Origin of the sequence: Mucilaginibacter sp. KACC 22773 (assembly GCF_028736215.1) — a bacterium.
Taxonomy (GTDB): domain Bacteria; phylum Bacteroidota; class Bacteroidia; order Sphingobacteriales; family Sphingobacteriaceae; genus Mucilaginibacter.
Genome location: NZ_CP117883.1, coordinates 2148431 through 2170613 on the forward strand (window position 1 = coordinate 2148431; position 22183 = coordinate 2170613).

Here is a 22183-nt window from a genome sequence, read left to right on the forward strand (position 1 = left end):
ATTTATTGTGCTGATTCTTTTTAGGACATTTGCGACGTTTACAGTAATACTGAATCATTACAATGAAATTAAAACTAAAACGCCCGCTTGCCTTTTTTGATCTGGAAACTACGGGTACTAATATCGGGGTTGACAGGATAGTTGAAATATCGGTTATTAAACTGCATCCTGATGGCAGCGAAGATGTTAAAACCTGGCGTATACATCCGGGGATGCCTATACCGCTGGAGTCATCGCTGGTGCATGGTATTTATGACGAGCATATAAAGGACGAACCGGAGTTTAAAGCTTTGGGCCAGGCCATTGCCGAGTTTATTGGCGATAGCGACCTTGCCGGCTACAACTCCAACAAGTTTGACATCCCGATGCTGATGGAAGAGTTTTTGCGCGCAGGCGTATCGTTTACATTAGACGACCGCCATTTTGTGGATGTACAAAACATATTTCACCAGATGGAACAGCGTACGCTTAAAGCTGCCTACCAGTTTTATTGCGATAAAAAGATTGAAAACGCCCACTCGGCCGAGGCTGATACGCGGGCAACCATGGAAGTTTTGCTGGCGCAGATTGAGCGCTATGAAAACATGGAGTGGGAGGATAAAAAAGGAAATATTACCGTACCGGTTGTTGGCGACGTAGAAGCGCTGCACAAGTTTACCAACTTAAGCAAGCCGGTTGATTTTGCAGGCCGCATGGTTTACAACGAGCAGGGCGAAGAAACCATTAACTTTGGCAAACATAAAGGCAAAAGGGTTGAGGATGTGTTAAATGCCGAACCAAGTTACTATTCATGGATGATGCAGGGCGATTTTCCGCTGTACACCAAACGTAAACTGGAAGAAATATACACCCGCTGGAATGCTAAAAAGAATGCAGAGCGCCAGGCCAAAAACGCTGCGCAACAGCCAAAACCAGCCGACCAGGCCCATACACCACGGCCCGAGGCGCCAAAAGCTGATTACCCTAAAAAAGACTTTCACAAACCCGATCATACCAAAACCCAATATCCGCCCAAGCCTTTTAAAAAGAAGGATGAGCCAGCTCAACCCGTTAATGACGATATGCTGGCACAGTTGGCATTGAAGTTTAAAAAAGGGTAGTTTAGATATGAGACTTTTTGAATAGTTTCATCAAACAAAAGCTCCGTCAGGGGCTTTTTGCATATCTCATAACCCTTCGGTATCAACAAAGAAATTTTTAGTTTGCAAAGTTGGGTTGGCCTCAAGGTCAATAGTGTCCTGTTGTTTGAGGGCGTGGTAAACCTGCGTTGGTGAAATTGCCTGGTAACTAAGGATAGTTTTTTGCGCCCTGGGAATAATCATGTTAACCAGGCTGTCTGCTTTAAACAGGTATAGACCAATATAGCCCGCCTGGGTATCTACCTCGACTCTTCCGTTTGGCGGAGCTTTTAACGTAAACCTTGCTTTAAATGGCTGATACATGATAACCGACATGTCAATTTTGTTATCCTGGCCCAAATGATATGATTGGCCGTTTGGCTGCAGGTTTTTAATAAGCGGGTCTTTTTTGATATTAAATGTATAATATGCTGTACCGAGCATATCATTCTCGACAGCAGCATTGCTTGTAAAGGAAAGATGATAGTCGCCGTTTATATCGCTAACAACACTGTCTCTCAATTGCTGGGATTTGGCAAGCCCCAAAACGTTTTGATAATAAAATATCTGTACAACTACATTACTGGCAATTACAGTTGGTCCCTGTGTGTTAATATGTCCATGTATGGTGGTAGTTACCATGCGTGGCTTTTTTTTACAACCACTAAGCGTAACGCAGCTTGCAAACATTAGCAAAATATAAAATAATTGGTTACAGCGGTAAAGGTTCATTTGCAGGTTTTGGGTTATAAGTAAAATGTTCAGGCTTTAATTTAAATGCCTAAACGAGTGTAAGGTAGCAAACGCTACAAGCAATAGTAAATAATAAATATATGTGTTTATCGAAGAAAATCAATATTACGCTTCAGTCCACTAAATTTGGTACGTTTTACAGCCGAGTTTTTAAATACTTTCTGAAAAACATCCTGGGTGATATCCTGCCAGTCGGCAGCTTTCAGGTGGAGTAAATCCGGATGTGGTGTAAAAGCAGGTTCGGTGTTCAGTACCGAAAAGCGGTTCCATGGGCATACGTCCTGGCAAACATCGCAGCCAAACATCCAGTTGTCCATTTTTCCCTTAAACTCTTCAGGAATTTCGTTTTTTAGTTCGATGGTCAGGTATGATATGCAGCGGCTGCCATCAACAATATAAGGCCCAACAATAGCATCAGTAGGGCAGGCATCAATACAATTGGTACAGGTACCACAATGATCGGCAGTGGGTGCTATATCATATTCCAATTCCAGATCGATGATCAGTTCGGCCAGGAAAAAAAACGAGCCTGCTTTTTTGTTGAGCAGGTTGGTGTTTTTGCCTATCCAGCCCATGCCCGATTTTTTGGCCCAGGCCTTATCCAGCACCGGCGCCGAATCAACAAATACCCGGCCGCCAACTTCACCAATTTTTTCGTTTATGATTTGTAACAGAAGCCTCAGTTTATCTTTAATAACGGTATGATAATCCATGCCGTAAGCATATTTTGATATTTTGGGCGCTGTTGGATCGGTTTGCCGGTTATCGGTATAATAGTTAATCCCTAAAGAAATTACCGATTTGGCGCCATCAACCAGCAGGCGCGGGTCAAGGCGTTTATCAAAGTGGTTTTCCATGTATTGCATTTCGCCATGCATGTTTTTTTTCAACCAGTTTTCCAGGCGCGGCGCCTCTTCTTCCAGGAAGTCGGCCTTTGATATACCGCAAAATAAAAAACCGAGCTTTTGCGCTTCGCTTTTTATTAACTGGCTGTATACCGTCCTGTTTTGCATATCGGTACAAAGATACTACAAATTAAAATTCGTAAAATATACGGTGTTTGGTAGTGAATATGAAACAGTTAGATATTGTAATAGTATTTCTACAGAAAAAATCCAAATTATTTAATCAATGGTGTGGTTTTTGTAACTATTGGTAAATATATAATCTATAAATGCTAACGCACTTAAGCTACCTGCCGCAACACGTTTTAGGGCTACATGCCACAGGTGAAATTACAAATGCCGAATATGAGAAAGCGTTGGAGCCTTTGCTTGACGAACATATAAAACAACACGGAAAAATTAATTTTATACTGGTATTGGAAACCAATATTAAGGATTTTGATGCCGGTGCCTGGTGCGGTAATATAGGCATTGGCCTAAAATACTTTACTAAGTGGAACAAATTTGCCATAGTTACGGATAAAGAAGGTGTAAGGGAATTTAGCCATCTTTTTAAATATATACTACCAGGCAAATATAAGGGCTATCCCCTTAACGAACTGAACGAAGCCGTAATATGGATAGCAGAGAAATAGCCTGCCGTGCAGGCCGTGACTTGGCGGTTGCTAATAAATGTACTTGCTAAAAAATTAGTGTGCCGTCGTCGTCAATAAAACACCTGCTCACTATCCTACAGCCTATCGGCTCGCCATTTACTGTAGCGGGAACAAATACTTTGTCTTCTTCGGGCAAAACGTTAACATTCATGTTAAATGTTTTTGAAAAATTGCCGCTATAAATAGTCACTTTAAAATAGGCCAGTCTGCCGCCGGGGCTCACCAGTAATTCAACAACGGCGATGGATGCTTCCCTGCTTATATCCATGAGGTTTGCCGGCAGCCTGAAGAGTTTTAAATAGGGCAGGTAGCCAAAATACCTTCCGCCTATTTTTAAAGGTTTGGTAGTACGGTCGCTATCGGTCAATTGCTTATCAACAAAATACCTTAAGTTTGATGTAGTGTCTTCGGGGGCCTCGTAAAGGAATTCCTTTTTTGTATAGTCGTAGTTTTGCAGCAAATGGCCGTCAGGGGTATAAAAGCGCCAGATGCCCACTTTTTTGTCGTTTTCAAAACGGCCATTGGCCAGGGCATAGGTTTTATCATAAATCATTTGGTACAGGCCTTGCCTGGTACTTTTGTCGCTTTTTAAAACAGTAAGTTTTTCGGTAATGTGCGCGTTTATTTTATGACCGCGCTCAACAGTTTCCTGGGCAAGGGCCGCATTTATAAAAAACAGGGTAACTATCAGCAGGGTTATGGTTTTCAATGGTGTTATATATTTGGGGTAAATATATAACGCGGATGCACCAATATCAAATGGCTGGTTTAATATACCGGCTTTGTTTTTTGACCATTTTGCAAAATGAGATGTAACACATTATGGCTATTGTAATAGTTTTGTTGCATTAATAGTACGGGATGCTTAAACTTGTAGCCATAAACCATATTTCATGACGGCGCTAACTGATCAATCCGATTACAAAACGGTACGTTTTTCTGAGACCACGATAACCGAGTTGATGATCCCTTCTTATTCAAATTTTGGCGGAAAGATTCATGGAGGCATTTTGTTATCGCTGATGGATAAGGTGGCCTATGTTTGCGCCGCTAAACATGCCGGTAATTATTGTGTTACCGCTTCTATTGATACTGTTGATTTTTTACAGCCTGTTGAGGTGGGCGAACTGGTATCATTAATGGCATCGGTTAACTATGTGGGCAATACATCGCTGGTGGTTGGCATTAGGGTAGTTTCTGAAAATATAAAAAACAACTCGGTAAAGCACACCAATACCAGTTATTTTACCATGGTATCAAAGGATGAGCATAACAAGCCTGCTAAAGTTCCAGGCTTGATATTGGAACACCGTGAACATGTAAGGCGGTTTATTGAAGCCCGGCGGCGCAAAGAAATTAAGCAGGGCTATATGAAAGAAGTTGAGCAGATAAAGATGCCTGATAACTACGAGCACTGCATCGAGCTTTTGAAAGGCGAAAGATGCCTGGTTGCAGGTTAAATAGCGCCAAATCCAAAATAAACAGGTAAAATTAGAATATTAATTGCCAAAATGTTTGGGCATAATATTGCAGATAAGATTTCAATTCCCTATTGATAAATGAGGCGAGCTATTGGCCAGGTACTATTATTATTATTGCTAATTCATGGGGTTTGCTATGCTCAAAAAGATGTGCCGGTTGGGTTTGTAGCCAATACGGTATCTGTTAAAGATACGGTTGACAGCCTCAATAAAGCTGCCGGCGAGATATACATGGGCGCCCCCGATAAAGCGCGTGAAATGGCCGGCAAGGCGCTGTTGCTTTCCGAAAAAATTAAATACAATGCGGGGATAGGTTTAGCCTATATCAACCTGGGCCATGTGTACTGGTCACAATCCTATTATACTATCAGTTTATTTTATCTTAATTCGGCATTACCGTATTTGCCTAAAAATAATGCCACTTTGCAGGCCGAGTGTCACAGTGCAATAGGCCGCACTTACCTTGAACTTAAAAACTATCAGCAGGCAATCAATAGTTTAAACCAATCGGCAAAATATGCCGGGAACGATGCCAAAATGTTGGGGGAGTTTTACACCGAGAAGTCGCTGGTATACATCCGGATGCGCGATTACACGCTGGGTATGGCAGCAAGTTTGCAGGCCTTAAAACTTTGCAGGGCCAGCGGGGATGATAATAACACCAATATTATCTATACGCGGTTAAGTTCGATACAGCGCCTTCAAAAACAATTTCAAAAATCGATAGCTTATGATGATACCGCGTATTACATGAGCTTTAAAACCAACAATCGGCGATTGCGTGCTAAAACTCTTATTGAATATGCCGATAACTATAATGGGCTAAAGCAATTTGATAAAGCAATTGGTTATGCCACAAGGGGTGCCGCACTTGCTGATAGCATTGGTTTGATGAACGGAATTTCGGATGCATACAGGACAATCATGTTTAGCTTTGAACAAAAGAAAGACCTGGCCAACGCGTTGCTGTTCCAAAAAAAATATAACGCAGCGCTTGATTCGCTGAATGAATCTGACAGAAGGCGTAATACCGAACTGATCCAGAATTATTTTGCTTTAAACGACAGGCTCAAAGAGATTGCTGTAATTGAACAACGGGCAAAAGAAGATAAGGATAAGATTCATTTTCAAAATGCCATCATTATTACGCTGATCATATCGTTGCTGGCCGTACTAACGGCTTTGTATATTACCTATTATAATTTAAAACAAAAAAAATTACTTAGTAATAAGCTAAGCAGGCAGCATGAGGCCTTACTGGTGCAAAAAGGCCTGATTGAAGAACAATCGGCTAACCTTGCCGCTGTAAATAAGCTTAAGGATAAGCTATTGGCTGTAATAGGGCACGATTTGCGTACCCCTTTTGCAAACCTGCGTAGTATCATGGGGCTATTTGAGGATGATAACTTAAACCTTGAAGACATGCATGGCCTGATGAAAAAAATGGAACCGGTAGTAAAAGGCGCCGAGCTTACGCTATCCAACCTGCTGGAATGGGCGGGCAGCCAAATCAGGGGGATAAATTTAACACCATCGGTTATTGATATAAACCTGGTGGGCGAAGAGATGGCGCAAATTTATAGCTACCAGCTGCAGCAAAAAAACATCAGGTTTCAAAATATAGCTATCACTGGCCATATGGTAAAAGCCGATGAAAAACATATTAAGGTAGTTATAGGAAACCTTATTAGCAATGCAATAAAATTTACTGATGATAATGGCGTTGTAACCCTGAGCAGCCATGTTGCCGGTAAAGAGCTTGTGGTTAATGTTAACGATACGGGTAAGGGTATTCCGCAGGACAAATTAGTTAAGCTCTTTGATCTTCATTCGCACTATACCCAAAACGGCACAATGGGCGAGGTTGGTACAGGCATTGGCCTGTTTTTGTGTAAAGAACTGGTGGAGTTTAATGGTGGCCGGCTATGGGTTAAATCAGAAGTAGGCAAGGGGAGTACTTTCAGTTTTAGCTTACCTTTGGCCGATTAAGCAAAAATTATTCCTTTTTGTATTAACAAATCATAAAGCTTTTACGTGGAAAAAGGATAGTAGTCAAAAACAATTCTGATAAATATATTACGGGATAAGTAATTTAATTATGTAGAAAACGTTTTAACTATATGTGTTGATTTAGTGAAATCAATTATATTTTCTAAAATAACAATATGGTGAGTTTTTTACTATATTGTGACAATATTTATTACTCCTAACATTTTTTTTATTCCTGCTAATTTAATGGCTTTTTTAAACACAGTGCTCGAACCACCCTCGTACGGATGGACGGATGAGGATGGTAACCTTGCAAAACCCACCAATGCAACAATTTTAAAAGAATTCTTTTCGAGACTGAATGTTTTCCGGGATAAGAAAAACTGGCTTTCATTTTTAAGCTGGTTTTTAGTGCTTGCGTTAACACCTTTCCTGTTTTTGTTTGTATTCAAATATTTCAGTATCGTAGGCTTAATAGTGGCTTTTGTTTACAGCATGATTATCATGGGTACCCATGGTACTATATGGCATCATAGGTATTGTACGCATAACGCATACACTTTCACCAATAAATTCTGGCGCTTTTTTACACAAAACCTTACGCTTAAAATTATTCCCGAAGAGATTTATGCAGTATCGCACCATGTTCATCACGCGTTGTCAGATCAGCCCGGCGATCCTTACAATGCCCAGGGGGGCTTTATGTACTGCTTTTTGGCCGATGTAAACCATCAGCCTGTAGCCAGGAATATGACCGAAGCCTGTTATAAAAAATGTGTTAACCTAATGAAACACGTTGGCGTAACTCCAAACACCTATAAACAATATCAAAAATGGGGTACTATAGCCAACCCGTACCGCACCGTTATTGGCATCGTCCTTAACTGGGGCTTCTGGTTTACCGCATTTTACCTGATGGGTGGCTTGCCTTTAGCCTGCGCTATCTTCGGCTCGGCCGGATTTTGGGCTGTAGGTGTGCGTACCTTTAATTATGAAGGCCACGGCAAGGGCCAGGACAAACGCCGCGATGGCACCGATTATAATCGCGAAGACATGTCTATAAACCAATTATGGCCGGGCTATGTTGCCGGCGAGTGGCACAATAACCATCATCTTTATCCTAAAAGTGCCCGCTCCGGTTTTAAGCCGCATCAATTTGACCTGGCCTGGTGCTATATCAAATTCATGAGCATGATAGGCGCCGTGAGTTCATACCGCGATTCTAAAAAAGAATTTTTACTTACTTATTGCAATAAAGTACAGGTGCCGGTTACGGCGCTGGCTATAAAACAGATGGAAGTTAAGCCAGTGCTTGTGCGGGCAAAATAAAAGGCCTTAATGCTCCTTAAAGAAGGAGCGTTTTCACATTCAAAGGACTATCCGTTTATATTGTCATATTATTTTTAAACGCCATTGCTGTTTTAGCGATGGCGTTTTGCGTTTATCTCTTTTTTTTTGCTGTACGCTGGGGTAGCAGTATTATGTTAAAATAGTTACATCTTATTTACGATTGTAATTGATATATTAGCGAGCCAACTAATTATACAACTTAAACGCCATAATCTATGTTAAATAAGCTTTTCTGTTTTGCAGCCTGCTTGTCGTGCCTTGTTTTTTTTAACAAAAGGGTGCAGGCACAGGGCCTGGGAATATTTGATAATCAAATAGATGTAGGTATCAATAAACTTCCCGGCGGCGGGCAATATGATGCCAAAACGCAGCAGTATGAGCTTAGCGGGGCGGGGCAAAACATTTGGGCAACGCATGATGATTTTCATTTTGTGTGGAAACGTATGAAAGGCGATTTTATATTACGCACCAATGCCGCTTTTATTGGCAAAGGTGTCGAGCTGCACCGTAAGGTTGGGCTAATGGTACGCAGCACTTTAGATAGCAATTCAAAACATATAAATGCCGTTGTTCATGGCGACGGCCTTACCTCGCTGCAGTACCGCAAAACCGTTAGCGGAATTACCGAAGAAAAAAAAGCAAGTATCACCGCGGCAGATGTTATCCAGTTAGAGCGTAAGGGCAATACCTACACCATGTCGGTAGCCCGTAAAGGCGATCTGTTTGTTACCGAAGAAGTGAGCGACCTTGACCTGGGCGATGAAGTTTATGTTGGGATTTTTATTTGCTCGCACAATGCTGATGTAACCGAAAAGGCAACCTTCAGCAACGTACGTATTATAGTTCCGGCGCCTGCAACACTGGTGCCTTATAAACAATACCTGGGCAGCAGCATTGAATTACTTGACGTAGAGACTCAAAACAGCACCATCGTTTACCAGTCGCCACGATCGTTGCAGGCGCCAAACTGGATGAAGGATGGTAAGGCATTGATTTACAACAGCGACGGTTCGTTGTTTAAGTTCGATCTTAAAACCAACACACCGGCACAACTCAATACAGCGCCGGCAAAAAACAATAATAACGATCATGTACTTTCTTTTGATGGTAAAATGCTGGTTATTAGCAGTGGTGATGGCGGCCCTTCTATAGGATACACCGTGCCGGTTACAGGTGGCCAGGCAAAAAGGATTACGGCACCTGGCGTTGGCGCGAGCTATATGCACGGCTGGTCGCCGGATGGTAAATACCTCGTATTTTGTGGTCAAAGAAACAAGGAGTTTGATGTATACCGGATCCCATCGGCAGGAGGCGCCGAAGAAAGGCTGACCAATACGCCTGGTTTGGACGATGGGCCAGAATATACGCCCGACAGAAAATACATCTACTTTAACTCTGTGCGTAGCGGGTTGATGCAGATTTGGCGTATGAAAGCCGATGGCACCGAGCAAACGCAGATAACTAACGATGATTATAACAACTGGTTCCCGCACATATCACCCGATGGCAAATGGATTGTATATATCTCCTTCTTTAAAAACGAAGTAGCCCCGGATGATCACCCTTTTTACAAGCACGTATTTTTAAGGCTGATGCCAATAGGTGGCGGCCCGTCAAAAGTAATTGCCTACTTATACGGAGGACAGGGCACTATCAACACCCCGTCATGGGCGCCTGATAGTAAACATCTTGCTTTTGTAAGTAATTCAGATTTATTGTTCCCGGTATTCCCGAAAGAAAAATAGAGACAAGAATCAAGAGTCAAGAATTAAGACAAAGACCGATGACGACTTACAGAAAACAAATTTTCGTTTTGGTTGGAATTACTTATATCTTGACTGCTGATTATAATCCTTGTCTTGACTCTTGATTCTTAACTCTTGATTCTAAAATTATGACCACACGCAGATCATTTTTAAAAACAGGCGCCCTGGCCGTTGCCGGCGCCTCCCTTTTGCCCGATAGCTTATTTGCCGCGCCCAAAAAACTTGAAAGGGTGGGGGTTCAGCTTTACAGTGTACGCGATGCCATGAAGCTTGACCCTAAGGGGACGCTGAAAAAAATTGCCGACGCCGGTTATCATCATGTAGAACATGCCAATTATGTCGACCGGAAATTTTATGGCTTCACCGCAAAAGAATTCAAGGTTATCCTCAATGATCTGGCACTTAAAATGCCAAGTGGCCATACCGTAATGACAGCGCAACACTGGGACGAATCAAAAAAAGATTTTACCGATGCCTGGAAATATACAGTGGAAGACGCAGCCACCATGGGGCAAAAATTTGTAATAAGCCCATGGCTTGATGAAAAAGTACGCACGGATATGGATGCCCTGAAACGCGCCATGGAGCAGTTTAACAAATGCGGCGAGTTGTGCCAAAAATCGGCGATGAAATTTGGTTATCATAACCATCATTTCGAAATCAGCACCAAAGTAGGCGATATCACCCTATATGACTATATCATTCAAAACACTGATGCTGCATTGGTAGCACAGCAAATAGATATTGGTAATATGTTAACTACCGGTGGGCATGCGCTTGAATTTATTAATAAATATCCCGGCAGGTTTGAGTCGATGCACGTTAAAGACGAAATAAAGGTTGCCCCACATGATGGCGATGACACCGAAAGCTGCATTTTGGGCCAGGGTATTATGCCAGTGAAAGATATTGTAAAGGCGGGCAGTAAAAAAGGCGGCACCTCGCTTTTTATTATAGAGCAGGAGGCCTATCAGGGCAAAGATCCGGTGGAGAGTGTAAAAATTGATTTACAAATCATGAAAAAATGGGGTTATTAATAGTATAAGGGTAACTTACACCATCAACGGATTTAATTTTTGAGGCGATTAGCTTAAAAGCCTAAAATTACTAAGTTTGAATTCCGTTATAAACATAAACACAGATTAGTTTAATTGCCTGCCTTACCGCGGGTAAATAAACCAATTCCTGCTAAAACAATTTACTTAATATGCACAGGCGTACTGTAATAAAAAATTTGGCTTTGATAATAGGCGGGGCGGCAATACTTCCGGCATGCCATCGAATAGAAGGTAAGGTGTCTGTAACACTTAAAAATGTTGATATCAGCGCCGATCAGGAAAAGTTGGTGAGCGACATTGCTGAGACTATTATTCCAAAAACAACAACACCTGGTGCAAGGGACCTGAATCTGCATTTATTCGTATTCAAAATGCTGGATGATTGCTACAAAAAAGAAGATCAGCAGGCATTCATGACAGGTATGGGGCAGTTTACTGATGCTGTAAAAAATAAATATGATAAACCCTTTTCGGATTTAAGCCAGAAACAGCGCGAAGACGTGTTATTGAGCATCGAAAATGATAAGGACGAGAAATGTACTGCAAATCCGAAGGAACTCAAATCTTTTTACGGGATAGTAAAAAATCAAACTGTAAACGGTTATGTGAAGTCTAAATATTTTATGACAAAACAAGTAGTGTATGAACTTGTACCGGGTAGGTATAACGCCCGTTTTCCATACAAACAAAAGCAATCAGCATAAATAATGGCTAATTTAAATATAGATAGCGTTAAAGACAGAACATTTGATGCGATAGTGATTGGCTCGGGGATGAGTGGTGGCTGGGCTGCAAAGGAACTTACAGACAAGGGCCTTAAAACCTTGATATTGGAACGTGGGCGCGATGTAAAACACATTAAAGATTATCCCACTACCAATATGTACCCCTGGGAGTTTGAGCACCGCGGCGAGTTGCCGGTGGCGATAAAAGAGGCCAACCCCATAGTAAACCGCTGTTATGCTTTTGGCGAGGATGCCGCTCACTTTTTTGTAAAAGATAATGATCATCCTTATGTACAGGAAAAACCGTTTGATTGGATTCGTGGTTACCAGGTGGGCGGTAAATCGCTGCTTTGGGCCCGCCAGACACAGCGTTGGAGCGAATTTGATTTTGAGGGCCCTGCGCGCGATGGTTTTGCTGTTGATTGGCCCATCCGGTATAAAGATATTGCCCCATGGTACAGCTATGTGGAGAAATTTGCCGGCATTTCGGGTAACAGGGATGGCATTCCGGAGTTGCCGGATGGCGAATTTTTGCCAGCCTTCCCATTAAATACCGTCGAAACCTATTTTAGTAACCACGTAAAAAGTAAATACAGCAACCGGCATGTAATTAGTGCTCGTTGCGCCCATTTATCTAAACCAAACCAAATTCATTTAGATCAGGGACGGGTGCAATGCCAGGAACGCATTTTGTGCCAGCGCGGCTGCCCGTTTGGCGGTTACTTTAGCGCAAATGCATCTACTATTCCCTGGGCATTAAAATCAGGCCACGCCACCTTACGTCCCTTTTCTGTTGTGCAGGAGATTATTTACGACGAGAAAAAAGGTAAGGCAAGTGGCGTTCGCGTTATCGATACTAATACAAAAGAAGCGATAGAATATTATGCCGATATCATTTTTGTAAATGCAGCTGCTTTAAATACCAACCTGGTGTTATTAAATTCAACTTCGCATCGTTTCCCTAACGGCCTTGGTAATGATAGTGGTGTGTTGGGTAAATATGTAGCCTTTCATAATTATTCGGCCCATATAGGGGCCGAGTACGACGGCGATAAGGAGTGGACAACTGATGGCCGTAACCCTGCCGGTGGTGGATATATTCCCCGTTTCCGTAACGTTTATAAACAGGAGACAGACTTTTTACGGGGCTATGCTTCCGGCTTTAGCGCGTACCGCTACCAGCAACGCCCATGGGATGGTGTTGGGGCCAGCTTAAAGGATAACCTGGTTAAAGATAACCTGAGTGGCTGGAAAGTAGGATCGCACATGATGGGCGAAACTATCCCGAAAGAGAGTAACTATGTAGCCCTTGATAAAGCATTGAAAGATCAGTGGGGTATACCGCAACTAAAAATATCGGTGGCATATGATGATAACGACGAGAAGATGAAGAAGGATTATGTGGAGCAGTTGACTGAGATGTTTACCAGCGCTGGTTTCACCAATATAAAAGCCAGCACCGATAACCGCGCGCCAGGACTTGATATACATGAAATGGGTGGCGCCCGGATGGGTAATGACCCTAAAACATCGGTATTAAATAAATGGAACCAGATGCATGCGGTAAAAAACGTATTTGTAACCGACGGCGCCTGCATGACCTCAACCTCATGCCAAAACCCATCGCTTACCTACATGGCCTTTACCGCGCGGGCAGCCGATTACGCTGTGAGCGAGATGAAAAAGGGGAACATATAGTAGTGAGTAGTGAATGGTGAGTAGTAAATGGAGAGTAGTTTAATTATAGACAGTCACCCATTCACCGCTCACTACTCACGGCTCACCAACACATTGTGTAAAAAAAACACAAAGCTATATTTGTAAAATAATTTTTATTCATACATTTAACCGAACAACCAAGTAATAAACAAAATTTAACAACCTAATATAATTGTATGTCTGCAAATACTTATGACGCTATTGTCATCGGCTCGGGGATATCTGGTGGGTGGGCCGCCAAAGAACTGACACAAAAGGGTTTAAAAACCATTATGCTTGAACGCGGGCGCGATATCAAACATATAAAAGATTACGTGAACGCTACTAAAGATCCCTGGGATTTTACCCACAGGGGCGGGCGCACGCAAAAAATGATTGACGATTATCCTGTTTTAAAACGCGATTATCCGCTTAATGAGGTCAATCTTGATTATTGGGCAAGCGATAAAGACAGCCCTTACACAGAAACAAAAAGGTTCGATTGGTTTCGTGGTTACCACGTAGGCGGCCGTTCATTAATGTGGGGCAGGCAATCATACCGCTGGGCCGATGTTGATTTTGAAGCCAATTTGAAAGATGGCATTGCTGTCGACTGGCCTATCCGTTATAAGGATATAGCGCCGTGGTACAGCTATGCCGAGAAATTTGCAGGAATATCGGGTAACAGAGATGGCCTGGCCATTCTTCCCGATGGTGATTTTATGCCGCCAATGGAAATGAATGTGGTTGAAAAGGATGTTGCCAAAAGACTAAAAGATCATTATAAAGAAGCACGCGACATGATTATTGGCCGTACAGCCAATATCACCATACCGCATAACGACCGCACTAACTGCCAGTACCGCAATAAATGCTGGTTGGGTTGTCCGTTTGGTGCTTACTTTAGCACACAATCAGCTACATTGCCGGCTGCTATGGCTACCGGCAATTTAACGGTGAGGCCATGGTCTATCGTTACAAAAATTTTGTACGATAAGGATACCAAAAAAGCCAAAGGCGTTGAAGTACTGGATGCCGAAACCAACCAAACCTATGAGTATTTTGCAAAAATTGTTTTTGTGAATGCATCAACAATTAACTCAGCCTGGATTTTGATGAATTCGGCAACTGACGTTTGGGATGGCGGTTTGGGCAGCAGCAGCGGCGAACTTGGTCACAACCTGATGGATCATCACCTGGGTGTTGGCGCATCTGGCCGGTACGAAGGTTTTGAAGATAAATATTACTTTGGCCGCCGTGCAAACGGATTTTACATCCCTCGCTTTGCTAACCTTGGCGGCGATAAACGCGATTTTATACGTGGGTTTGGTTACCAGGGCGGTGCAAGCCGCGAAGGCTGGAGCAGGGATATTGCCGAATTAAATATCGGCGCGGCCTATAAAGATGCACTTACCGAACCAGGCACATGGTCGGTTGGTATGGGAGGCTTTGGCGAAACGCTGCCTTATCATGAAAATAAAGTAACGCTTGATAAAACCAAAAAAGACAAATGGGGACTCAACGTTGTTGCTATTGACGCCGAGTTGAAGGATAACGAGAAAAAAATGCGTGTAGCGATGGAAAGTGAAGCTAAAGCGATGCTGGAAGCGGCAGGCGTTAAAGATGTACAAACCCACAGCAGCAATCCGTTCCTTGGCCGTGGTATTCATGAAATGGGCACAGCACGTATGGGCCGCGATCCTAAAACATCGGTGCTAAACCAGTGGAACCAGGTCTGGGATGCCAAAAACGTGTTTGTTACCGATGGTTCTTGCATGACATCGGCCGCATGCCAAAACCCATCACTTACTTACATGGCGCTAACAGCCCGTGCAGCTAACTATGCAGTTGAAGCATTAAAGAAAAACGAGATCTAACAAAAACATCATAATACCATACCTATGTCTGAAGAAAAAGATAACGTTACTCCCAATCCATCGAGGCGGGATTTTATTAAAACCACTACGGTAGCTGCAGCAAGCTTCATGATCGTTCCGCGCTTTGTATTGGGCGGCAAAGGTTATATAGCGCCAAGCGACAAGCTTTTGATAGCCGGCGTTGGCGCGGGCGGTAAAGGCCAGAGCGATATTGCCAACTTTTATAAAAGCGGCAAAGCCGAAATTGCTTTCCTGTGCGACGTGGACGACAGGCGTGCAGCAAAATCACGTGCCGACTTCCCTAAAGCTAAATATTATAAAGACTGGCGCGAGATGTACGATAAAGAGCATAAACACTTTGATGCCGTATCAATCTCGACCCCTGATCATAATCATGCCATTATAACCTACAAGGCTATGCAAATGGGCAAACACGTTTACGTGCAAAAGCCAATGACGCATGATATTTGGGAAGCACGCTTATTAACCGAGGCTGCAAAAAAATATAAAGTAGTAACCCAGATGGGTAACCAGGGATCATCAAATGATGGCACCCGTTTATTATCTGAATGGTATGATGCCGATTTGATTGGCGATGTACATACTGTTTACTGCTGGACAAACCGCCCGGTATGGCCGCAGGGAATTCAATGGCCGGCAGCCAACCCTAATATCCCTAAGGAATTAGATTGGGACCTGTGGTTGGGTACCGCACCTAAAAAAGACTACGTTGATAAATTAGTGCCGTTTAACTGGCGCGGATGGTGGGATTACGGAACAGGTGCCCTGGGCGATATGGGCTGTCACCTTGTTGAAGCTCCATTCAGGGTGTTGGGTATCCAGTACGCAAAGGATGTACAGGCCAGCGTTGGCAGCGTATATGTAGATGAGTTTAAAGAAGGCCATTTCCCTGAAAGCTGCCCTCCGTCAAGCCACATCACGTTAACATTCCCTAAAACCGATAAAACTAAAGGCGACGTTAAACTACACTGGATGGATGGCGGTATACAACCCGAAAGACCTGAAGAGTTATTGCCAAGCGAAAAATTTGGCGGCGAAGAAGGTAACGGAACATTATTTATTGGTACAAAAGGAAAAATGTACGCAAGTACCTATTCAGATGCGCCAACATTGTTGCCAACAGCGCTCACTAAGGATGCGAAAGCACCTCAGAAATGGGCACGCGTACAGGGTGGGGCAAATGGTCACTACGCACAATGGGTAGAGGGATGTTTGGCCGGTTATGGTAAAACAGAGTTAAGCTCATCTTTTGATAAGGCCGGGCCGCTTACCGAGGCTTTGTTAATGGCAAACCTTGCAGTACGTGGTCACGAATTACAAGGTGGCCGTGTAAAGCTGGTTTGGGATAACGAGGCTATGAAAGTAACTAACTTTGACCCGGTTAACCAATATATTAAGCGCAATTACCGCGAAGGTTTTGAGCTGAAAGCTTAAGTTAATTAGTGGGAGATAGTTAGTGAATTAGAGAATTAGTGAGTTAGTGATTTTGAAAATAAGGTAGCTAATGAACAAATTCAATAATTTACAGATCAAAAAAAAATCACTAATTCACTAAATCAGTCATTCACTAATTACAAAATCATTCACTAATTAATAAAAAATTATAAAACAATGAATAGAAGAGACGCAATTAGCAGGGTGGGCTTGTTACTTGGAGGCGCGGTAATAGGAGCCGAGTTTTTCATTTCGGGCTGTAAATCGTCAACATCCGCTTCGGGTGTGGCCGACCTGTCTAAACCAGAAATTATTGCCTTCCTTGATGAGGTTGGCGAAACCATTTTACCGGCTACAAGTTCGCCGGGTGCCAAAGCGGCCGAAATAGGCAAGTTTATGGGCGTAATGGTAACCGATTGTTATAAGCCTGCCGATCAGGAAATATTTTTAAAAGGTATTTCTAATATTGACGAAGCCTGCAATAAAAAATTTGGCAAAAAATTCATGGAAGCAGATGCCAAACAACGCACAGAATTGCTTACCCAACTTGATGCCGAGCAAAAAGCTTATACTAAAACTAAAAAACCAGAAGATCCTAACCATTATTTCAGGATGATGAAAGAGTTGACCTTGTTAGGTTTCTTCACTTCAAAACCCGGTGCAACCCAGGCTTTGCGTTACCTGCCTGTACCCGGCAAATACGATGGTAATTTCCCATACAAAAAAGGAGATAAGGCCTGGGCGACCTAAGGGGTTGGTTTGTGGTGGATTGAGTTGATTAGGTGAGTGGTTGAATAAGAGAGTGGTTGATTGAGTTGAATAAGAGAATGGTTGATTGAGTTAATGGGTTTTAATCCTATCAACTTAATTAACGTAATCTAACTCAGTCAACACAATCCAACCTAATCAACCCAGCAAACCACTCACTTAATGATAATTGGTTTGTGGTTGATTAAGTTGATTAAATTGGCATGGGTTGTCTGAGTTAAATAAATGGTTTGCAAAGTTGGAAATATATGAACAGCAATGTTTTGAAAAATCAACTCAAATAGCCAAATTTACCCCATTCAATCGATTGTATTCTGATTTAATTAATCAACTCAATCTAACTTGATCAACTCAATTCAACAAAACATAAACAATGAAACTAAGATTAGGAATGATTGGCGGCGGGCAAGGTGCGTTTATTGGCGCCGTGCACAGGATTGCCGCCCGCATTGATGGCGAATATGAATTGGTTTGCGGGGCTTTTAGCAGTAACGCCGAAAAATCGAAAGCAAGCGGCGTTTTGCTGGGCTTGCCCGAAAATCGCGTTTACAGTTCATATACCGAACTTATTGAAAAAGAAAAACAGCTACCTGAAGACCAGCGTGTTCAGGTAATTAGCATAGTTACACCAAACCATGTGCACTTTGATCCGTCAAAAGCTGCATTGGAAAATGGCTTTCATGTTGTTTTAGATAAACCAATGACATTTTCATTGGCCGAGGCTAAAGAACTGGAAAAAGTAGTGAAATCAAGCGGTAAATTATTTTGCTTAACACATACCTACACCGGCTATCCTATGGTAAAGGAAGCTAAGCAACTGATAAAAGCCGGTAAACTGGGCACAATCCGAAAAGTTTATGTAGAGTATCCGCAAGGATGGCTAAGCAGTTTTTTAGAAGGAGATGATAACAAACAAGCTTCGTGGCGTACCGACCCAGGTAAAAGCGGGATAGCCGGCGCCATGGGTGATATTGGTACCCATGCTTTTAACCTTGCCGAATACGTAACCGGGTTGCAGGTAACAAAAATATGTGCCGATATTAACGTAGTTGTGCCGGGCCGTAAGCTTGACGATGACGGGGCAGCATTACTAAAATTTGATAACGGCGCAAGTGGTGTGCTTACGGCTACCCAGATTGCTGCAGGCGAAGAAAATAACGTAAAGATTAGGGTATACGGCGAAAAAGGTGGCCTGGAATGGCACCAAAGCGACGCCAACTCCTTAACGCTGATGTATACCGATAAGCCGATGGAAGTATGGCGTACAGGTGGTGGTTACACCAGCTCGTTCGCGCAGCATAATACCCGTACACCGGCAGGCCATCCGGAAGGTTACCTGGAAGCTTTTGCCAACCTGTACCGTAATTTCGCCTTAACGGTAAAGGCAGGTTTGGAGGGTAGGGAAGCTACGCCCGAAGAGTTGGATTATCCCGGTATTGAAGAAGGTGTGCGTGGCATGGCGTTCATCGAAAATGTGATCGCTTCGGGCAAATCAGATAAAAAGTGGACTGAGTTTACTATCTAACCAAAAACTATGAAAACCATTAAAGGACCTGCAATATTTATAGCTCAATTTATAGGCGACAACGCCCCTTTTAACAGTCTGGATTCTATTTGCCAATGGGCAGCCGGGCTTGGCTACAAAGGCGTACAACTGCCAACGCTGGATGCCCGTTTTATTGATCTGCAAAAAGCTGCCGAAAGCAAAACTTATGCTGAAGAAGTAAAAGGTGTAGTAAACAGCCACGGATTGGAGATTACCGAATTATCAACCCACCTGCAAGGGCAGCTGGTAGCCGTAAACCCCGTTTATGACGAACTATTTGATGGGTTTGCTCCCGAGCAATACCGTAAAAATCCTGTGGAAAGGCAAAAATGGGCTGTACAGCAACTTAAATACGCTGCGCAGGCTTCAAAAAATTTAGGCCTGCAGGCATCTGTTACTTTTAGCGGCGCGCTGCTTTGGCCTATGGTATACCCATGGCCGCAACGCCCTGCCGGTATTGTAGAAACCGCTTTTGAAGAATTAGCTAAACGCTGGACACCTATTTTGAATGTTTACGAGGATAATGGTATCGATCTTTGCTACGAAATTCATCCGGGCGAAGACCTGCATGATGGTATTACCTTCGAAATGTTTTTGGATAAGGTGAAGGGACACAAACGGGCCAATTTATTGTATGATCCATCGCATTTTGTTTTGCAATGCCTGGATTATTTGGAATATATCGACTTGTATCACGAACGCATCAAAATGTTTCACGTTAAGGATGCCGAGTTTAACCCAACAGGTAGGCAAGGCGTGTACGGCGGTTACCAGAACTGGGTTGATCGTGCAGGCCGTTTCCGCTCATTAGGTGATGGACAGGTTGATTTTAAAGCGATATTTAGCAAGCTGACGCAATATGATTTCCCCGGATGGGCCGTGTTGGAATGGGAATGCGCGCTTAAACATCCCGAAGACGGTGCGCGTGAAGGTGCGGAGTTTATCAAAAATCACATCATCCGTGTAACCGAACGCGCGTTTGATGATTTCGCTGCATCAGGCGCCGACGATGTGCTTAACAGGAAGACACTGGGAATATAAAAATCAGTACATTTGGAATAGCCAATTAACCAATTAATTAAACTTAATATATTTAAATGCAAACCATTAACCGCACACAACTATTCAGGGCCAGTTGTTTATCCCTGTTGGTAACATCATTATCATTCGGTATCCGTGCCGGTATCCTTGGCGAACTTGGAACGAAATTCGCGCTCAACGCCTCGCAATTAGGAACTATAACAGCCACTGCTTTCTGGGGCTTTCCACTTGCTGTAGTTATTGGGGGCATTGTGGTAGATATCATTGGTATGAAACGTTTGCTGTTACTGGCATTTATATTTCACCTTACCGGTATTTTACTTACCATTTTTGCCACCGGTTACTGGACGCTCTTTTTCTCAACATTGGTTATCGGTATTGCCAATGGTACTGTTGAGGCTGCCTGTAATCCATTGGTAACCTCGTTATATACCGAAAACAAAACAACTAAGCTTAGTCACTTTCACTTGTGGTTTCCGGGTGGTATCGTAATAGGTACATTAATAGTTACGCTGTTTAAACTTATCGGCCTTAACTGGCAGGTACAGGTTGGTGTAATGCTTATACCAACTGCTATTTACGGATACTTATTTTCAAAACTTGATTTCCCGGTAACTGAACGTGTTGCATCGGGCGTTTCAACAGCAGGTATGTACAAAGCTGTGGCATCGCCGCTGTTTATTTTTATGTTTATCTGCATGTTTGGTACAGCTATAACCGAGTTGTTTACCGGGCAGTGGATTGATGTATTATTAAAAAATGTTACCGACAATGCACTGCTTTTGCTGACTTTAGAAACAGGTGTGATGGTATTGGGCCGGGCTTTTGCTAAGCCGGTGTTAAAGTTATTTTCGCCCCAGGTTGTAATCCTGATGTCGACCATAGTAGCATCAATTGGTCTTTTTATGTTGAGTACCATGACAGGGGATATCATATTCCTGGCAGCAATTATTTTTGGTATGGGTGTTTGTTTCTTTTGGCCAACAATGCTTGGTTTTGTATCAGAAAACATCCCCAAATCAGGTGCGCTTGGTTTAAACTTGATGGGTGGGGCCGGGATGTTCGCGGTTTCTATCTGGACTATAATCATGGGTAAATACTACGATAATATTGTAGCTTCTAAAATGGCTGCATTGCCGGCCGGTACCGATCCTGCTAAAGCTTTGGAAACAGCAAAAAGCCTTGCCGGTCCCGATGTGTTACATTTTACGCTTACCATACCCCTGGTTTTAATTGTAGCCTTTACCGGATTGGTGTTTTACATGCGTGCAAAGAAAAAAACAGCGCCGTTAAGCCAGGTAACTGTTTAACAAATCATATTTTTTAGGATAAAAATTGTATTTTTCGGCACAATTAATAAATGAAATTAAAAACAGTATAAAGCATCAAAATTATAGGTAAAACTTAACCAGGTTGATGCTTTATATTTAATTAAAAAACAAAATCAATGGGGGTAAAGCCCTGTTACCCTAAAAACAAATTAACTCAATGAAAAAGGCTTTTTTTATTCTTGGTATCTGTGCGGTAGTTTCTGCCTGTGGTGGCAATTCGGCAAGTAAAGGTGGTAGCGATAGTACCACGGCGGCAAATCAAACTGCCAAGGCAACTAATTCTGATGCTGATACCAATGCTACTAAAACCGGTACCGAAGCGGCAGGTGGCTCGGCGGGCTCAAGTGCCGGCGAAAAATTATTGGCGGCCAATGATTGTGGAACTTGTCATAAAGTTGACACAAAAGTTATTGGCCCATCCTTCCAGGATATCGCTAAGAAATATGACGCTTCTGAAGCCAATATTGAGATGTTGGCCAAAAAAGTAATTGCCGGAGGTAGCGGTAACTGGGGGACAATGGCAATGACCCCGCACCCTGCACTTGCCGAAAGCGATGCGAAAGAAATAGTACAATATATTCTTGCACAAAAAAAATAACCCGATAATTTATAAGGGCAATAAGTTTTAGATAATCAGGCTGATCATTTAATAGTCCGGCAAGTATA

19 protein-coding genes are annotated in these 22183 nt (G+C 42.8%); 16 read left to right on the plus strand and 3 right to left on the minus strand.

Annotated elements, in window-relative coordinates; translation table 11 throughout:
- The first annotated feature begins 62 nt into the window (after positions 1 to 62).
- Positions 63 to 1100, plus strand: coding sequence for a 3'-5' exonuclease (locus PQ469_RS09335; protein ID WP_274212717.1), 1038 nt, complete (start codon positions 63 to 65; stop codon positions 1098 to 1100).
- A gap of 66 nt (positions 1101 to 1166) precedes the next feature.
- Here the strand turns inward: PQ469_RS09335 and PQ469_RS09340 are convergent, their stop codons facing one another.
- Both PQ469_RS09340 and queG read right to left on the minus strand, forming a co-directional pair.
- Positions 1167 to 1808 carry a hypothetical protein gene (locus PQ469_RS09340; protein ID WP_274212719.1) on the minus strand — a complete coding sequence of 214 codons (642 nt, stop codon included), beginning with the start codon at positions 1806 to 1808 and terminating at the stop codon, positions 1167 to 1169.
- 149 nt (positions 1809 to 1957) lie between these two features.
- Positions 1958 to 2884 carry a tRNA epoxyqueuosine(34) reductase QueG gene (gene queG / locus PQ469_RS09345; RefSeq protein ID WP_274212720.1) on the minus strand — a complete coding sequence of 309 codons (927 nt, stop codon included), beginning with the start codon at positions 2882 to 2884 and terminating at the stop codon, positions 1958 to 1960.
- 161 nt (positions 2885 to 3045) lie between these two features.
- Here queG and PQ469_RS09350 point away from each other — a divergent pair, with 161 nt between their 5' ends.
- Positions 3046 to 3411, plus strand: a complete 366-nt coding sequence (locus PQ469_RS09350) for a SpoIIAA family protein (protein WP_274212721.1) — start codon at positions 3046 to 3048, stop codon at positions 3409 to 3411.
- A 46-nt stretch (positions 3412 to 3457) separates the two neighbouring features.
- Here PQ469_RS09350 and PQ469_RS09355 read toward each other — a convergent pair whose 3' ends face one another.
- On the minus strand, positions 3458 to 4141 hold the full coding sequence (locus PQ469_RS09355; RefSeq protein WP_274212722.1) for a hypothetical protein: 684 nt from the start codon (positions 4139 to 4141) through the stop codon (positions 3458 to 3460).
- 184 nt (positions 4142 to 4325) lie between these two features.
- Here PQ469_RS09355 and PQ469_RS09360 point away from each other — a divergent pair, with 184 nt between their 5' ends.
- The 14 genes from PQ469_RS09360 to PQ469_RS09425 all read left to right on the plus strand — a co-directional run bounded on the left by PQ469_RS09360 (position 4326) and on the right by PQ469_RS09425 (position 22115).
- Positions 4326 to 4892: an acyl-CoA thioesterase gene (locus PQ469_RS09360; RefSeq protein WP_090651994.1), complete on the plus strand. Its 567-nt coding sequence runs from the start codon at positions 4326 to 4328 to the stop codon at positions 4890 to 4892.
- A gap of 99 nt (positions 4893 to 4991) precedes the next feature.
- The gene (locus PQ469_RS09365) at positions 4992 to 6902 is read left to right on the plus strand and encodes a tetratricopeptide repeat-containing sensor histidine kinase (protein WP_274212723.1); all 1911 of its coding nucleotides are present in this window, start codon (positions 4992 to 4994) and stop codon (positions 6900 to 6902) included.
- A 246-nt stretch (positions 6903 to 7148) separates the two neighbouring features.
- Positions 7149 to 8231, plus strand: coding sequence for a fatty acid desaturase (locus PQ469_RS09370; protein ID WP_090651992.1), 1083 nt, complete (start codon positions 7149 to 7151; stop codon positions 8229 to 8231).
- A 236-nt stretch (positions 8232 to 8467) separates the two neighbouring features.
- Positions 8468 to 9997, plus strand: a complete 1530-nt coding sequence (locus tag PQ469_RS09375) for a hypothetical protein (RefSeq protein ID WP_274212724.1) — start codon at positions 8468 to 8470, stop codon at positions 9995 to 9997.
- Positions 9998 to 10146: 149 nt separating this feature from the next.
- Positions 10147 to 11055 (plus strand): sugar phosphate isomerase/epimerase family protein, encoded by a 909-nt coding sequence (locus PQ469_RS09380; protein WP_274212725.1) that lies wholly within the window; start codon positions 10147 to 10149, stop codon positions 11053 to 11055.
- A gap of 170 nt (positions 11056 to 11225) precedes the next feature.
- Positions 11226 to 11780 carry a gluconate 2-dehydrogenase subunit 3 family protein gene (locus PQ469_RS09385; protein WP_274212726.1) on the plus strand — a complete coding sequence of 185 codons (555 nt, stop codon included), beginning with the start codon at positions 11226 to 11228 and terminating at the stop codon, positions 11778 to 11780.
- A 3-nt stretch (positions 11781 to 11783) separates the two neighbouring features.
- A complete protein-coding gene (locus tag PQ469_RS09390) occupies positions 11784 to 13499 on the plus strand; it encodes a GMC oxidoreductase (RefSeq protein WP_090651988.1) in 1716 nt (571 codons plus the stop codon).
- A 197-nt stretch (positions 13500 to 13696) separates the two neighbouring features.
- A complete protein-coding gene (locus tag PQ469_RS09395) occupies positions 13697 to 15376 on the plus strand; it encodes a GMC oxidoreductase (protein WP_274212727.1) in 1680 nt (559 codons plus the stop codon).
- 24 nt (positions 15377 to 15400) lie between these two features.
- Complete coding sequence (locus tag PQ469_RS09400; protein WP_090651986.1) at positions 15401 to 16831, plus strand: Gfo/Idh/MocA family protein; 1431 nt, start codon at positions 15401 to 15403, stop codon at positions 16829 to 16831.
- Positions 16832 to 17008: 177 nt separating this feature from the next.
- Positions 17009 to 17581, plus strand: coding sequence for a gluconate 2-dehydrogenase subunit 3 family protein (locus PQ469_RS09405; RefSeq protein WP_274212728.1), 573 nt, complete (start codon positions 17009 to 17011; stop codon positions 17579 to 17581).
- A 391-nt stretch (positions 17582 to 17972) separates the two neighbouring features.
- Entirely contained in the window at positions 17973 to 19124 is a 1152-nt protein-coding gene (locus PQ469_RS09410; RefSeq protein ID WP_255369895.1) for a Gfo/Idh/MocA family protein, read from the plus strand.
- 9 nt (positions 19125 to 19133) lie between these two features.
- Positions 19134 to 20186: a sugar phosphate isomerase/epimerase family protein gene (locus PQ469_RS09415; protein ID WP_274212729.1), complete on the plus strand. Its 1053-nt coding sequence runs from the start codon at positions 19134 to 19136 to the stop codon at positions 20184 to 20186.
- Between the two features lie 56 nt (positions 20187 to 20242).
- On the plus strand, positions 20243 to 21496 hold the full coding sequence (locus PQ469_RS09420; RefSeq protein WP_147052066.1) for an MFS transporter: 1254 nt from the start codon (positions 20243 to 20245) through the stop codon (positions 21494 to 21496).
- A 178-nt stretch (positions 21497 to 21674) separates the two neighbouring features.
- Positions 21675 to 22115, plus strand: coding sequence for a c-type cytochrome (locus PQ469_RS09425; RefSeq protein WP_090651981.1), 441 nt, complete (start codon positions 21675 to 21677; stop codon positions 22113 to 22115).
- The last annotated feature ends 68 nt before the right edge of the window (positions 22116 to 22183 follow it).